The sequence below is a fragment of the Janthinobacterium sp. GW458P genome (genome assembly GCF_002127585.1).
In the GTDB taxonomy this organism is placed as follows: Bacteria; Pseudomonadota; Gammaproteobacteria; order Burkholderiales; family Burkholderiaceae_D; genus Janthinobacterium.
Window position 1 is genome coordinate 1 of sequence record NZ_NEGZ01000047.1, and the last position, 15,466, is coordinate 15,466.

Genomic DNA, 15,466 nt, shown 5'->3' on the forward strand with positions numbered 1-15,466 from the left:
GGCCAGCCTGCCACGGCCGCCAGCGCGCCGGCCGGCGTGCTGCTGGCGCGCCTGCTCGACGCGCTCGACCGCGACGATCCGGCGCCGGCCGAAGCGCTGCTGCAGGAGCTCGGGCAGGTGCTGCCAGCGGGCAGCCTCGACGCCTTGCGCAGTCATCTTGCCGACTTTGATTTTCGCGGCGCCGAGCGGGCCACGCGCCAGCTGGCCGACAGCCTGGCGGCGGGAGTGCCGGGATGAAGCTGCCGACCGTGCTGGTGGTCGATGACGAGCCGACCAACCTGAGCCTGCTGCGCTCCATCCTGGCCGACGCGTACCACCTGGTCTTCGCCTGCAATGGCAGGGATGCGCTGGCGGCCGTGCTCAAGCACCGCCCGGCGCTGGTGCTGCTCGACGTGGGCCTGCCGGACATCGACGGCTATGCGCTGTGCCCCCAGCTGCGCCAGATCGATCCCACGCAAGCGATGCAGGTGATCTTCGTCACGGCATACGGCGGCACGCAGCAGGAATCGGCCGGCTTCGAGGCGGGCGCCGTCGACTACATCGTCAAGCCCGTTTCCGCGCCCATCGTGCGCGCCCGCGTGGCGGCCCACCTGTCGCTGGTGCGCGCCACGGCACTCGAACGCAGCTACCGCGACGCCATCGAGATGCTCGGTCATGCGGGTCACTACAACGATACGGACACGGGCGAGCATATCTGGCGCATGGCCGCCTATGCGGCAGCCCTGGCCCGCGCCGCCGGCTGGGATGCCGAACGCTGCGCCCGGCTCAAGCTGGCCGCCGCCATGCACGACATGGGCAAGCTGGGCATTCCCCAGGCCATCCTGCGCAAGCCGGGGCCGCTCGACGAGGCCGAATGGGCCATCATGCGCACGCATCCGAAAATCGGCTACGACATCCTGTCGCGCAGCGAGGCACCCGTTTTCCGCCTGGCGGCCGAGGTGTCGCTGCGCCACCACGAGAAATGGGACGGCAGCGGCTATCCGGACGGACTGCGCGGCGAAGAGATACCGCAATCGGCTCGCATCGTCTCCCTGGCCGACGTCTTCGACGCGCTCAGCATGTGCCGCCCCTACAAGCCGGGCTGGCCCGTCGACGACATCATCGCCCACCTGAAAGCGGGCGCCGGCAGCCATTTCGACCCTTGGCTGGCGCAGTTGTTCGTCGAACTGATGCCGCAACTGCTGGCGATCAAGGAGCAGTTCGACGACGTGGAGACAGTCGCATGACGCCGGCGCCATACCAGAAAGTCACCATGGATGCGCACACCGATGGTAAACTTGCCAACATGAAAATTTGGGGAACGCTATGATCTGGTGCAGGGATTTGCTGCTGAAGGCCTTCATGTTGGGCATGCTGCTGTTCGTCGTGGGCGAATCGCTGTCCTACTGGGCGCCGGAAATCAAGAAGCTGCTGGCCTGGCGTCCTTTCTGACGGCGGTTCAACCTTCGCGCCCATCCACCCGGGCGCGCCACAGGTAAGGCGCATACACGACGGCATACAGCACGAAGGCCAGCGTCCAGCACAGGCCTGCCGCCAGCAGCGCGGGCATGAGCAGCGGAGCGGGGCCGACGGCGCCCAGCAGGCGCGCCAGCGCGCCCAGCTGGATCAGCCAGTACATGCCCGCCTCTGACCTGCCGCCCTGCAGGGGCCGCCCCGTGTGGCCCAGGGTGGTGCGCGTCATCATGCCGATGATCAGTCCCGCCATCGATCCCACCGTCAGCGCGTGAAACGCGGCGCTGGCCGGCAGCAGGTGCAGGCTGGCGGCCGCCAGCAGCGCAAAACCGATGCCTATCCACGCATACGACAGGTGCAAAATCCACAGCAGCGGCACGCGCACGGTGCGCTGCGGCTGCCAGGCCAGCAGATTGGCCAGCGATACGGCTGCCGCGCACAAGGCCAGCGGCGCCGTCACCGCGCCCGGCGCACCGGCCAGCCAGGCAATCGCGGCGGCCGCCATGCAGGCCACGGCGATCATGGCCCGCTGCGGACTGGCCACGGGCGTGCTGCCAGGTGCGCCATTGCGGGTAAACATGGGGATGACGCGCGCGCCGATCACCGATTCGATCAGCACGATGATGAAGATGGCCGCCTGCACGGGCATGAACAGCGACAGCGGCAGCCAGCCCAGCACGGCCGCGTGGAACAGGCCGTTGGCCAGCGCCAGTAACGCCAGCAAACCGACCAGGAACAGGTTGCGCGTATTGCCCGAACGGCGCAGCACCTGGTACAGGGGCCAGGCGGCCAGCGGCAGGAACACCCAGTCGACCAGCGCCGCCGCCACGCCTGGAAAGCACAGCATGGCCACGCGCCCGGCCAGCCACAGGCCGACCAGCGCCATCAGCGCCCCCCCGCGCGGCGTCGGCAAGCCCGTCCAGTTGCGCCCCGCCGTGTACAAAAAGCCCACGACGACGGCCACGGCAAAGCCGAATACCATCTCGTGCATGTGCCAGCCCAGGCCCACCTGCAGGCCGCCAGCCGGCACGCCGGAATAGCTGGCCAGCCACAGCGGAATGCTGATGGCCGCAAACACGGCCGCCAGCAGGTAGAACGGGCGGAAACCCAGCTGCCAGACGGCGTGGCCGGCGTGCCAGGGAGCGGCGCCGGTGGCGGCGGGAGAAGAAGATGGTTCGCTGATCGGGGTGATGGCCATGATGGACTCGCGCTAAAGATATATTCAATATACTACTTTAAAAGCGCGAACACCGCCATCGGCATAAAGGACTAGAGATAATATCCATGGGGTCCGGCCCGGCGGGTCAGACCCCATCTACTCGGCTACTTGCCCTGGCGGTGCTCGACCGCGTACACGGCCGCCTGCACGCGGCTGGTGAGGTTGAGTTTTTTCAGCACGTTCTGCACGTGGATCTTGACCGTGCTTTCGGCCAGGTCCAGCGTGCGCGCGATGCCCTTGTTGCTTTCGCCGCGCGACAGGCAGTCGATGATTTCCTTTTCGCGCGGCGTGAGCTTGTCGAGCTCCGACACGGGCTCCTCGCGCCGCGTGCCCGCCTGCAGCTGGGCCACCAGCTTGCCCGTCATCGCTTCGGCGATGACGACTTCGCCGGCGGCCGCGCGGCGGATGGCGCGCACCAGGTAGTCCGCGTCGATGTTCTTGATCAGGTAGCCGCAAGCGCCCGCGCGCAGGGCCGTGGCCAGGTCTTCGGCGTCTTCGGACACGGTCAGCATGACGATGGCCGTGTCGGGACAGTCGTGCTGCATCAGCTGCAGCGCTTCCACGCCGGACATGCCGGCCATGTTCAGGTCCAGCAGCACGACGTCGGGCTGCAGCTGGATGGCGCGCTTGATGCCTTCGACGCCATCGGCGGCCTCGCCCACCACGGAAAACTCCGTGTGGCGCTGCAGCAGCGAGCGTATGCCGCTGCGGAACAGCGCGTGGTCGTCCACCAGCATGACGGTGATCGGTTTATCGGGAGTCTCCATTTTTGTACTTTCTGATAGTGGCTTAGGCGGTGCGGCGCTGCTCGCGCGACAAATGCAGTTCGACCGTGGTGCCGCCGCCAGGGCAGGCATGCACGTCGAACGTGGCCTCGATGCGCTGCGCGCGCTCGCGCATGATGTGGATGCCGACATGGCTGTCGCCCTTTTCCAGCACGGCGGCGGCGTCGAAGCCGACGCCATTGTCGCTGATCGTCAGGGTAAAGTCCTGGTGATCGGCCAGGCGCACCTCGACGTGGCTGGCCTGGGCATGCTTGCGGATGTTCGACAGCGCTTCCTGCACGATGAATAATAGCTGCAATTGCTGCTCGCGGGGGAATGGCGCGCCGTCGACATCTGCCAGCAGTTCGGCGTCGATGCCCGTCTGGCGGCGGAATTTGTCCACCGCCGCGCGCAATGAGCCGATCAGGTCGTCCTCCATCAGGCGGCTGCGGAAGTTCGCCAGCAGTTCGCGCACGTCCTCGTAGCTTTCCTTCACGCCCGCGTGCAGGGCCGGCACGATGCCCGCCACCTCGTCGAAACGGGCGTTACGCACGGAGTCGTCGAGCATCTGCACCTGCAGGTTGAGGAAATTGAGGCTTTGCGCGATGCTGTCGTGCAGGCCCTGCGCCACCAGATTGCGCTCCTCGGAAATGGCCATTTCGCGCTCGCGCGCGGCCAGGCGCAGGTTTTCCAGCGCGATGCCCAGCAACTGGCCCAGGGTTTCCAGCAAGGCCAGCTCGCGCGCGGAGAACACGCGCGCATGGCGGAAATGCAGGTTGAAAAAGCCCAGGTGCTGCTCGTGCGCGTGGATGTGGAAGACGGAGACGGTGGCAAAGCCCTCGCGGTGGCAGCGCAGCTCGTGCGCCTTGTCGATGCGGCGCATGTCGTGCACCTTCGCCACCTTCATCTCGACGGCCGTGCCGCACAGGCAGTCGCCCACCTTCAGGCAATGCTCGGACGCCACCAGTTCCTCGGACAGGCCAGTATGCACCACCATGTGCAGGTTGCCCCGCTCGGCGTCGAGCACGCGCACGGTGGAGCCGTCGGCTTCGAAATAATCGACGATGCGCTGCATGAAGCCGCCGCAAATGTCTTCCAGGGGCTGCGGGCGCTGCAAAAAGGCCGCGCTTTCATACAGCAGCGCCAGTTCGCGGTTGCGGTATTCGAGGGTGGCCGTCTTGCTGCGCACGCCCTCTTCCAGGTTGCCGTACAGCGCCTGCAGGCGGTCGGCCATCTGGTTGAAGCCGCTGGCCAGCTGGCCGAATTCGTCATTGCTCTCGACGGCCAGGCGCACGCTGAAATCGCGCTCCTTCATGCGTTGCATGCCCAGCCGCAGGCGCGTCACCGGTTCGATGATCAGCATGAACATCAGATAAATCATGCTGACGGTGCCGATGACGGCCATGCCCACGAGGATCAGCTGCGAAGCGCGCAGCCAGAAGGTGCGCTGTTCGCTGTCGTGTTCGATCAGACGCACCAGTTGGTCGACCCGGCCGACAAAGGTATCGGCTTCGTGCTCGAACTGGCGCGCGCGCGCGGCCGAATCGGCCGCCAGCGCGGCCGGACGCAGGCTGCCGCGCCAGTCCAGGCCGATGCGCTCGAATTCCGCCTTGATGGCGGTGCTGGGGGGCAGGAACAAGGGGCGCTGCGGATCGCCGTGGGCGATCTTGGCCAGGGTCTCGTCGATGAGCAGTACCTGGCGCTGCGCCTGCTGGCCGGCGTCGCTGGCGATCAGCAAGGTCAAACGATAGGTTTGCATGCGCAGCCGGCCCGTCTCGTTGATGGCCGCCGAACTGCCTTCGAGCTGCCACGACAAGAACAGGGTGCAGCCGATGGCACTCAAGGCCAGCACCAGCATGAGCAGCAGCGCGCCGACGATCTTGGTCGACAGCTTCTGCCAGGAGGAAAACATCGCCTTCAATTTCATAGTTCCTTTTGCCTTAACAAGCACACCCCTGGCGCCACGACACCTGGCAAAACCGTAGCGAGCGGCAGTGATCTGTGGCCGGGAAGCGCAACCGTACTCTAGTACGGTGAGCATCGCGGGCCGCAAAGCGCGCCGCGCAGCAGGTTTGGTCAGTTGTCCATGCTAGCCGCCCGTCTGCGCCATGAACCGGATAATCTTGTCCGGCTGCGTATTGAAATCATGCTGCTGCGGCTTGAGTTCGATGGCGGCGCGGATCGCCGCCTCGATCTCTGCATCCGTGGCCCCGCCGCGCAGCATGGGGCCAAACGCGAATTTCTCTTCCTGGCCCAGGCACAGGTACAGGGTACCATCGACGGACAGGCGCACGCGGTTGCAGGTGGCGCAAAAATGCTGCGACATGGGCGTGATGAAGCCGATGCTCGAGCGTCCATCGGGGGTCGCCATGTAGCGCGCCGGCCCGCCACCCAGTTCCACCGCCTGCTGCACCAGGCCGAAACGGGCCGCCAGGCGCTCGCGCACGGGGCCCAGCGGCATGTAGCTGGCATTGCGCCCCGTGCTGCCCATCGGCATGGCTTCGATCAGGCGCAGGATAAACTGCTGCTCGATGCAGAAGGCCGCCATGGCCTCGATCTGGCCGTCATTAACGCCGCGCATGGCCACCATATTGATCTTGATCGGGTCGAAACCGGCCGCCTTGCCCGCCATCAGGCCGTCTAGAATGGGCTGCAGGCTGTCGCGCCCCGTGATCTGCTGCATGCAAGCGCGGTCCAGCGAATCGAGGCTGACGTTGATGCGGTCCACGCCCGCCGCGCGCAAGGCCACGGCGTGCTTGCCCAGCTGGGTGGCGTTGGTCGACAGCGACAGGTCGTCCAGACCGGGCAGCGCGGACAGCCTGTGCGCCAGCTCGGGCAGATTGCGCCGCAACAGGGGCTCGCCGCCCGTCAGGCGCACGCGGCGCGTGCCGAGGCGCACGAAAATGCCCAGCAGGCGCTCGATCTCATTGAACGTCAGCCAGTCCTTCGGTTCCTCGAAACCGCGAAACCCCTTGGGCATGCAATAATTGCAACGCAAGTCGCAACGGTCGGTGACGGACAGCCGCACATAGTCGATCGATCGGCCAAAACGGTCCTTCAACTTGACGCTACCCATGATACAACTCCTGTTTCTTCCTTGATTGTAAAGGCTGGGGCAGAATCTGGCTGTGCCCCAGAAGGCCTAGCGGCCTACGCCTTTTTAGCTATTGCACCAGCGGGCTGGCTGTGCCTTCGACGCTGGCACCTTCCAGTTCGATACCGGCAATCTCTGCGCGTCCCACCAGCAAATGCAGATACTGGTGCACGGCGCGCTGCCATGCCGCCCGCGACAGGCGGTCGGCGATCTGTGCCTGCACGGCCTCGTAGGGAATGGCCTGGCCTTCAACGCGGCGCTGCACCTGCACGATGTGGTAACCGAAGCGCGTTTCCAGCAAGTGGCCGGCCAGCGCGCCCTCTTCCAGGCGGAACACGAGCGCGTCGAACTCCGGCACGCTCTGGCCCGGCGACAGCTGGCCCAGGCTCCCGCCCAGGGCGCCGGACGGGCAATTCGAGTACTGTGCCGCCAGTTCGCCGAAGCGCTCGGGCGCCAGCTTCAAGGCGTCGAGCACGGCTTGCGCCGTCGTGCGCAGCAGCTCCAGGGGAGCTTCCGGCGTCACCTGGAACAGGATGTGGCGCGCCTCGACCAGCGCGCCGCTGCGAAACAGCTGCGGGCGCTGCGCATAAAAGGTGCGGCAAGCCGCATCGTCGGCGGGTGGCACGCGCACTTCCTGCGCGAACAACGCCTCGATGCGGTCGTCATCGCTGGCGCCCGGCACGCCGAGGCGTTCGGCCTCGTCCAGCAGCAGCCTGCGCAGCACCAGTTCATGCACGGCCTGTTTCAACGGGTTGCCGGCGCCGTCGTGATGCGGCAGTTCCTGCGCGATGTCGGCATCGTCGATATCGATGCCATTGACGGAGATTCCCATCTTACTTTCCTTCCATAAATAGCCTGAAAAATCGTAGCGAGCGGAGATGAGTTACGGCTGAGAAGCGCAGCTGTGCGGATGCACAGTGAGCATCGCTGGCCGCAAATCGCTACGCGCAGTAGATTTTTCATGGCGTTTTTTAGCGGCGGCGCACCAGCTGATAAGCGCGGCCCAGATATCCGACGGCGCCGAAGCCGCTCCACACGTGCACCAGGCGGGTGAACGGGAAGATGACGAACAGCGACATGCCCATGAACAGGTGCAGCTTGAACACCAGCGGCGCGTCGACGATGAAGCTGGCCGCGTCGCCGCGCAAGGTCACGATGTGCTGCGCCCAGTGCATCAGCAAGACCATCATGTGGCCATCCATGTGCGACGCCGAGACGAAGATCGACGACAGGCCCAGCAACAAGGTCAGCAGGATCCACGCCATCACCAGCTTGTCGCCGGCCGTGGTGACGGCGCGCAGCCGTGCATTGCCGAAGCGGCGCGCCAGCAGGATCAGGATGCCGGCCAGGCACAGGCCGCCCATCACGCCGCCGGCCGCCATGGCCACGCCCTGCTTCAGGCTATGCGACACGCCCAGCGTATCCCACACCCAGACGGGGGTAAGCAGGCCGGCAGCATGGCCGAACAGCAGGCCGATGATGCCGATGTGGAACAGGATATTGCCCAGGCGCAGGCTGCCGCGGTGCAGCAGCTGGCTGGAATCGGACTTCCACGTGTATTGCTCGCGGTCGAAACGGATCAGGCTGCCCAGGAAAAAGATGGCCAGCGCGATGTATGGATAAATGCCATACACAAATTGATGCAAATAATTACTCATGATGTACTCTCCTCATGCGGGCGCAGTGGGCCATTTAGGCGGCGCGCCGCGGCTGCGGGTGAAAATGCACGGGATGGACGCCGCCTGCGACCTGGCCCAGACCTTGGCGCAGCAGCGGCTCGACGCCGTCCGCGCCGGGACCGAAGGTTTCCAGCGCTTCATCCATGTCGCGCACCGGCGGTTCGGCCAGCATTTCTGCCGCCACGGGGCTCAGGCGTTCGAGCAAGGTGAAGACGGGCGCATACGGGCTGCCGTTGGCCGTCAGCTTGCGGCCGATGTGCGCCAGCACGTGGACGGCGTCGCCCAGCAGCGGCGCCGAGACTTCCTCGTCGAGCTGCGCCAAAAACTCCAGGAACAGGGGCACGAAGTCGGGCAAGTCGTCGCCCACCATCTGCAGGCCGTGGCGCTTGTATTCCTCCATCAGGTCGACCATGGCCTGGCCCCGGTCGCGCGATTCGCCGTGGATATGCTCGAACAGGTGCAGCGAGTGCGACGGATTGCGGTCGAACGTGGCCACGTACTGCTGCTGCAGGTCGATCAGGGTGCTGCTTCCCAGATGCGCCAGCAGCGGGCGCAGCAGCGCCTGCCACTCGGGCGTCGCTTCCAGTGCCGTATCGAGCTGCGGCAGGTGCGCGATCAGCTCAGGCTCCGGGTACAACAGCAGGCGCGAGAGGACTTGATAGTGATGCATAGCGTGTGTCATATCGTCTCCTTAAGCGCCTGGCGCCGTTTTGCGCGACTTCGGCATCTGCATGAAGATGGCCGAACCGTGTTTTTTCTTGCCGAACAAGGTCGGTTCGCTGCTGCCGTCCGAGCAGCCGTTGCCGAAGCTGAAGCCGCACGAACCCTTCTCGTTGAAGCTGTCCTCGGCCATTTCCTTGTGGCTGCTGGGGATGACGAAGCGGTCTTCGTAGTTGGCGATGGCCATGATGTGGTACATGTCCTCCACCTGCGCCTGGGTCAATCCCACTTGCTTGAGAACCGTGAGGTTTTCCACCTTCTCGACGGTCTTGCTGCGCATGTAGGCACGCATGGCCAGCATGCGGTCCAGCGCCGAGACGATGGGCGGCTGGTCGCCGGCCGTCAGCAAATTGGCCAGGTACTGCACGGGAATGCGCAGGCTTTGCGTGTCCGGCAGCATGCCGTTCACGCCCAGCTTGCCCGATTCGGCGGCCGCCTGGATCGGCGACAGCGGCGGCACGTACCACACCATCGGCAAGGTGCGGTATTCGGGATGCAGCGGGAACGCCACTTTCCACTCGACGGCCATCTTGTAGACGGGCGACTTGACGGCCGCTTCCAGCCAAAGGTCAGGGATGCCCTGGCGGCGCGCCTCGGCGATAATGGCCGGGTCGTGCGGATCGAGGAACAGGTCCAGCTGCGCCTGGTACAGGTCCTGCTCCTGCGGCACGGAGGCGGCAGCCTCGATCTTGTCGGCGTCGTACAGCAGCACACCAAGGTAGCGGATGCGGCCCACGCACGTTTCCGAGCACACGGTAGGCTGGCCCGCTTCGATGCGGGGGAAGCAGAAGGTGCATTTTTCCGCCTTGCCGGACGACCAGTTGTAGTAGATCTTCTTGTACGGGCAGCCGGAGATGCACATGCGCCAGCCGCGGCACTTGTCCTGGTCGATCAGCACGATGCCGTCGTCTTCGCGCTTGTACACGGAGCCGGACGGGCAGGACGCCACGCACGTCGGATTGAGGCAATGCTCGCACAGGCGCGGCAAGTACATCATGAAGGTGTTTTCGAACGTGCCGTACATCTCCTTCTGCATGTTGTCGAACAGCTTGTCCTTGCTGCGCTGGGCAAACTCGCCGCCCAGGTCATCTTCCCAGTTCGGACCCCACTCGATTTTCTCCATCTTTTTCCCCGTCAGCACGGAGATGGGACGGGCCGTCGGCGGCGTCTGCGACAGCGGCGCGCTTTGCAGGTGCTCGTAGTCGTAGGTGAACGGCTCGTAGTACTCGTCGATGGCGGGCAGGTTCGGATTGGCGAAGATATTGGCCAGGATCTTCAAACGGCTGCCCTGGCGCGGCTCGATCTTGCCCGCGTCCGTGCGGCGCCAGCCGCCATTCCACTTATCCTGGTTTTCCCACTGCTTCGGATAGCCGATGCCGGGCTTGGTTTCGACGTTGTTGAACCATGCGTACTCGACGCCGTCGCGGCTGGTCCACACGTTCTTGCAGGTGACGGAACAGGTGTGGCAGCCGATGCACTTGTCCAGGTTCAGCACCATGCCGATTTGCGCTCTGATTTTCATACTATGCTCCTTGTTCCTGCAACGGGCCTTCGAGCCAGTCAACCTTGTTCATCTTGCGCACCAATACGAATTCATCGCGGTTGGAGCCCACCGTGCCGTAGTAATTGAAGCCGTAGGCCAGCTGGGCGTAGCCGCCTATCATGTGCGTCGGCTTGGGCACGGCGCGCGTCACCGAGTTATGGATGCCGCCCCGCTTGCCCGTCATCTCGGCGCCAGGCACGTTGATGATCTTTTCCTGGGCGTGGTACATCATCGTCATGCCGGCCGGGATGCGCTGGCTGACGATGGCGCGCGCCGTCAGGGTGCCGTTCACGTTGAACACTTCGATCCAGTCGTTGTCGACGATGCCGGCCGCCTTCGCGTCGGTCTCCGACAGCCACACGTGCGGTCCGCCGCGCGACAGGGTCAGCATGCGCAGGTTGTCCGAATACGTGGAGTGGATGCCCCACTTCTGGTGCGGCGTCAAAAAGTTCAGCGCCAGTTCCTTGTTGCCGTTCGGGCGGGTGCCCAGCAGCGCCTCCGTCGTCTTCGTGTTGATGGCCGGCTTGTACACGCACAGTCCCTCGCCGAAGTCGCGCATCCACAAATGATCCTGGTAGAACTGCTGGCGGCCCGTCAGGGTGCGCCAAGGAATCAGTTCATGCACGTTGGTATAGCCGGCCGTGTAGCTGACTTCTTCGCTTTCCAGGCCCGACCAGGTGGGCGACGAAATGATCTTGCGCGGCTGCGCCTGCACGTCGCGGAAGCGGATGCTGTCATGTTCGCGCGGCAGCGCCAGGTGCGTATGCTCGCGTCCCGTGATGGCGGACAGCGCGGCCCAGGCCTTGACGGCCACGTGGCCATTCGTTTCCGGCGCCAGCGACAGGATCATCTCGGCCGCATCGATGGCCGTATCGAGGCGCGGCTGGCCCTGCGACACGCCTTCATCGAGCACCGTGCGGTTGATGCCGCGCAGTACCTCGACTTCATGGCCCGTCTTCCAGGAAATGCCCTTGCCGCCATTGCCGATGGTTTCCAGCAGCGGTCCGATCGAGGTGAACTTCTTGTAGACGTCGCGGTAATTGCGCTCGACCACCGTCATGTTCGGCATGGTCTTGCCGGGGATGGCATCGCATTCGCCGGCGCGCCAGTCCTTGGGATCGAAAGGCTGGCCCAGTTCGCCCGGCGTATCGTGCATCAGCGGGGTAAGGATGATGTCTTGCTGGGTGCCCAGCAAATCGCCGCCGATTTCCGAGAATTTCTCGGCCAGCCCCTTGTAGATTTCCCAGTCCGACTTCGATTGCCACAGCGGCTGCACGGCTTCGGACAGCGGATGGATGAACGGATGCATGTCCGAGGTGTTCAAGTCATCCTTTTCGTACCAGGTGGCCGTCGGCAGCACCACGTCGCCATACAGGCAGGTGGTCGACATGCGGAAATCCAGCACCACCAGCAGATCGAGCTTGCCTTCGGCGGCCGGGCGCACCTTCACCTGCTTCGGCGTGATGCAGTCGTCTTCATCGCTGAGCAAGCCGTTCTGCGTGCCGAGCAGGTATTTCAGGAAGTATTCATGGCCCTTGCCCGAGCTGCCCAGGATATTCGAGCGCCAGACGAACATATTGCGCGGGAAGTTGGCCGGATTGTCCGGGTCGTCGCACGAGAACTGCAGCTGGCCCGCCTTGATCTGGTCGAGCGCATACGCGGCCGGCGCCTGCCCTGCCGCCTTGGCGGCCTTGGCCACTTCCAGCGGATTGGTCTGCAGCTGCGGCGCCGATGGCAGCCAGCCCATGCGCTCGGCCTTGGCGTTGTAATCGAGCAGGGTCAGGTCGCCCGTGCCGCCGGCCGCCGATGGCGAGGCGATGTCGCCCGTTTCCAGCTTTTCGTGGCGCCACTGGCTCGTGTGGGCATAGAAGAACGAGGTGCCGTTCATCTGGCGCATCGGACGCACCCAGTCCTGGGCGAAGGCCAAAGGCGTCCAGCCCGTTTGCGGACGCAGCTTTTCCTGGCCCACGTAATGGGCCCAGCCGCCGCCCGACTGGCCGATACAGCCGCACATCATCAGCATGTTGATGATGCCGCGGTACGTCATGTCCATGTGGTACCAGTGATTCAGGCCGGCGCCCACGATGACCATGCTCTTGCCGCGCGTCTGGTCGGCGTTTTCCGCGAACTGGCGCGCCACGGTGATGACGTCGGCGCGTTTCACGCCCGTGTGCTTTTCCTGCCACGCGGGGGTGTACGGCACGTCGTCGTCATAGCTTTCCGCGACATTGGCACCGCCGAGGCCACGGTCGATGCCGTAGTTGGCCAGGGTCAGGTCGAACACGGTGGTGACGAGGCCCGTCGTGCCGTCGGCCAGGCGGATGGTTTTCACCGGCACCTTGCGCAGCAGCATGTCGGACGCGTCCTTGCCGCCGAAGTAGGCAAAACCCACTTCCGTGACGGCGTCGCTGTCATTGATCATGGAGAGCATCGGCACGATGGGTGCGCCGCTGCCGCCCGCCTTCTGCTCCAGGTTCCACTTGCCCGACTCGCCCCAGCGAAAGCCGATGGAGCCGGCCGGCGCCGTGATGGCGCCCGTGGTTTCATCGATGACGAGGGTTTTCCATTCCGGATTGTTGGTTTCGTCGAGATTGTTGTCCAGGTGCGAAGCGCGCAGGAAGTAATCGGGCACCAGGGTGCCGTTATGCTCCTTGAGCAGCACCAGCATGGGGAAGTCCGTGTACTGGCGCGCATAGTCGCGGAAGTAGGCGCTCTGCCCTTCCGAGTGGAATTCCTTGAGGATCACGTGGCCCATGGCCAGCGCCAGCGCGGCGTCGGTACCCTGCTTGGGCGCCAGCCAGATGTCGCCGAACTTCACCATTTCGCCGTAGTCGGGCGAGATGGCCACGGTTTTCGTGCCCTTGTAGCGCACTTCCGTGTAGAAGTGGGCGTCGGGAGTGCGTGTCATCGGCACGTTCGAGCCCCACACCATCAGGTAGGTCGAGTTGTACCAGTCGGCCGATTCCGGCACGTCCGTCTGCTCGCCCCACACTTGCGGGCTGGCTGGCGGCAAGTCGCAGTACCAGTCATAAAAACTCAGGGCCACGCCGCCGATCAGCGACAGATAGCGCGTGCCGGAGGCATAGCTGACCATGGACATGGCGGGAATCGGCGAGAAGCCGATAATGCGGTCCGGGCCGTATTTCTTGATCGTCAGCGCATTCGCGGCGGCGATGATTTCATTCGATTCTTCCCACGTGGCGCGCACGAAGCCGCCCAGGCCGCGGATGGATTTGTACTGCTGCGAACGCACGGGATCCTGGCTGATCCAGTCCCAGGCCGTGACGGGGTCCATGGTCTTGCGCGCTTCGCGCCACATTTCCATCAGGCGGCCGCGCACCATCGGATATTTCACGCGCTGGGCCGAATACACATACCAGGAATAGCTGGCGCCGCGCGGGCAGCCGCGCGGTTCGTGGTTGGGCAGGTCGGGCCGCGTGCGCGGGTAATCGGTTTGCTGGGTTTCCCAGGTGATCAGGCCATTCTTGACATACMCCTTCCAGCTGCACGAGCCGGTGCAGTTCACGCCATGCGTGGAACGCACGATCTTGTCGTGCTGCCAGCGCTGGCGGTAGGCGTTTTCCCAGGTGCGGTCTTCATCGACCACGGTGCCATGGCCGTTTGAAAACGGCTCGGCGGGCTTGCTAAAAAATTTAAGACGGTCCAGAAAGTGACTCATGCTACCTCCACATTGCGCCGCAGGAGCGGCGCCAGGTCATAAAAACGCTGCAAGCAGGATGGCTCAAGCGTCGATACAAGCAGTCTATCGATGCGCCGTGCCCGGCGGTATTGGCAAGAAGTCGGTTTCCGGCACCAGGAATGCATAGGCGCGTAGTCACCCGGATAGTCACTATTGCCTATGGGCGGCAAGTCCACGCTGCGGTATATCTGTCACCATCGCTGCCACTATCATTCAACCAGGAGAAAAACCATGTCCATTACCGATTACGCCAGCCTGCTGCGCAGCGCCCGCAGCCAGGAGCAGCCGCAACGCCTGCTGTTCACCTTTACCCAGGCGCAGGCCCAGCCCGGCGGCCAGGGCCGCTCGCTGACGCCCGTGATGTGCGCCGACAAGCTGCCCGATGAACTGGGCAGCTTTGAAGCGTTGGAGGAGGAATCGAAACAGATGCAGACGCACTGGGACGTGGTCTTCGTGGCCGGACTGGCGGGGCGCGCAGGCTTGCCGCCCGCCCCGGAGGATTGCGAAGCGCCGCTGCGCGCCATGGTGACAGCCATCGAGCAAGGCCGCATCGACAGCCTGCTGGCGTTTGACCGCAGCGGGGATTTATTGCGTTTTAGCTGAATCCGGCCACGGGCGTTCATGCAAATGACGCGCCCGTTCTATAGGGCAGACCAGCGGCAAAAACTGCTGCTGGCGCGCCGAATACGCCATCAGCGCCCCGCTGTCGATATCAAAATACCAGCCATGCAGTTTCAGCAAGCCCTGCTCCACCCGGCGCTTGAGCCACGGGTAGGTCAGCAGGTTGTCCAGCGACTGCAGGATGCTGGCCAGTTCGCACGCGTGGTGCTGCTCTTCCGACGAGCGGTGCGCCAGGTCGCGCCGCACGCGTTGCGCCACCGGCTCGGCAATGCGCATCCACTGTCCCACGAAGTCCGTTTCCTGCTCTTCGGAGCGCGGCTGCGGCTGCAGCAGCGCGCGGATGCCGCCGCAGCGCGCATGCCCGAGCACGATGACCCTGGCCACTTCCAGCTTGCACACGGCGAACTCGATGGCCGAGCTGACGCCGGGCGGCGCCTCGGGCGTGCACGGCGGCACCAGGTTGGCGATATTGCGCACAACAAACATGTCGCCCGGGTCGCTGCCCGTCAGCAGCATGGGGTCGACCCTTGAATCGCAGCAGCCGATCAGCAAGGTCGAAGGCCGCTGCCCGTCGCGCAGGCTGTCGTACAAGGTCTGCGGCTCGCTGAAATACTGCTGCTGAAACAGGCTGAAGCCGTTGACGAATTTTTCCAGTTCTTCCATGACTACCTCTG

The 15,466-nt window shown here is 64.5% G+C and carries 14 protein-coding genes; 4 read left to right on the forward strand and 10 right to left on the reverse strand.

Annotation, left to right across the window (positions count from 1 at the left end; all coding sequences use genetic code 11):
- From CBW50_RS29470 to CBW50_RS30235, 3 genes are all read left to right on the forward strand, one after another.
- The coding region (locus CBW50_RS29470; protein ID WP_172404845.1) for a hypothetical protein at positions 1–237 on the forward strand (237 nt) is incomplete at its 5' end.
- Positions 234–1,226, forward strand: coding sequence for an HD domain-containing phosphohydrolase (locus CBW50_RS21170; RefSeq protein ID WP_086147377.1), 993 nt, complete (start codon positions 234–236; stop codon positions 1,224–1,226). The genes CBW50_RS29470 and CBW50_RS21170, both read left to right, overlap by 4 nt.
- A gap of 79 nt (positions 1,227–1,305) precedes the next feature.
- Positions 1,306–1,431, forward strand: a complete 126-nt coding sequence (locus CBW50_RS30235) for a hypothetical protein (protein ID WP_264296471.1) — start codon at positions 1,306–1,308, stop codon at positions 1,429–1,431.
- Between the two features lie 7 nt (positions 1,432–1,438).
- Here the strand turns inward: CBW50_RS30235 and CBW50_RS21175 are convergent, their stop codons facing one another.
- The 9 genes from CBW50_RS21175 to CBW50_RS21215 form a co-directional block, all read right to left on the reverse strand.
- A complete protein-coding gene (locus CBW50_RS21175; RefSeq protein ID WP_086147378.1) occupies positions 1,439–2,650 on the reverse strand; it encodes an NnrS family protein in 1,212 nt (403 codons plus the stop codon).
- 125 nt (positions 2,651–2,775) lie between these two features.
- Entirely contained in the window at positions 2,776–3,438 is a 663-nt protein-coding gene (locus CBW50_RS21180; RefSeq protein WP_086147379.1) for a response regulator, read from the reverse strand.
- A gap of 22 nt (positions 3,439–3,460) precedes the next feature.
- Positions 3,461–5,362, reverse strand: coding sequence for a type IV pili methyl-accepting chemotaxis transducer N-terminal domain-containing protein (locus CBW50_RS21185; protein WP_086147380.1), 1,902 nt, complete (start codon positions 5,360–5,362; stop codon positions 3,461–3,463).
- A gap of 162 nt (positions 5,363–5,524) precedes the next feature.
- Positions 5,525–6,511, reverse strand: a complete 987-nt coding sequence (moaA, locus tag CBW50_RS21190) for a GTP 3',8-cyclase MoaA (protein ID WP_086147381.1) — start codon at positions 6,509–6,511, stop codon at positions 5,525–5,527.
- Positions 6,512–6,599: 88 nt separating this feature from the next.
- On the reverse strand, positions 6,600–7,361 hold the full coding sequence (locus CBW50_RS21195; RefSeq protein ID WP_086147382.1) for a peptidylprolyl isomerase: 762 nt from the start codon (positions 7,359–7,361) through the stop codon (positions 6,600–6,602).
- Positions 7,362–7,500: 139 nt separating this feature from the next.
- Positions 7,501–8,187 (reverse strand): respiratory nitrate reductase subunit gamma, encoded by a 687-nt coding sequence (narI, locus tag CBW50_RS21200; protein WP_086147383.1) that lies wholly within the window; start codon positions 8,185–8,187, stop codon positions 7,501–7,503.
- A gap of 34 nt (positions 8,188–8,221) precedes the next feature.
- Complete coding sequence (gene narJ, locus CBW50_RS21205) at positions 8,222–8,890, reverse strand: nitrate reductase molybdenum cofactor assembly chaperone (protein WP_226935621.1); 669 nt, start codon at positions 8,888–8,890, stop codon at positions 8,222–8,224.
- 9 nt (positions 8,891–8,899) lie between these two features.
- Positions 8,900–10,450 (reverse strand): nitrate reductase subunit beta, encoded by a 1,551-nt coding sequence (gene narH / locus CBW50_RS21210; RefSeq protein WP_086147385.1) that lies wholly within the window; start codon positions 10,448–10,450, stop codon positions 8,900–8,902.
- A gap of 1 nt (position 10,451) precedes the next feature.
- Complete coding sequence (locus CBW50_RS21215; RefSeq protein WP_086147386.1) at positions 10,452–14,150, reverse strand: nitrate reductase subunit alpha; 3,699 nt, start codon at positions 14,148–14,150, stop codon at positions 10,452–10,454.
- 252 nt (positions 14,151–14,402) lie between these two features.
- Here CBW50_RS21215 and CBW50_RS21220 point away from each other — a divergent pair, with 252 nt between their 5' ends.
- The gene (locus CBW50_RS21220; RefSeq protein ID WP_086147387.1) at positions 14,403–14,774 is read left to right on the forward strand and encodes a ribonucleotide reductase subunit alpha; all 372 of its coding nucleotides are present in this window, start codon (positions 14,403–14,405) and stop codon (positions 14,772–14,774) included.
- Here the strand turns inward: CBW50_RS21220 and CBW50_RS21225 are convergent.
- Positions 14,757–15,455 (reverse strand): carbonic anhydrase, encoded by a 699-nt coding sequence (locus tag CBW50_RS21225; protein ID WP_086147388.1) that lies wholly within the window; start codon positions 15,453–15,455, stop codon positions 14,757–14,759. The two genes, CBW50_RS21220 and CBW50_RS21225, sit on opposite strands and share 18 nt — an antisense overlap.
- Positions 15,456–15,466 lie beyond the last annotated feature (11 nt).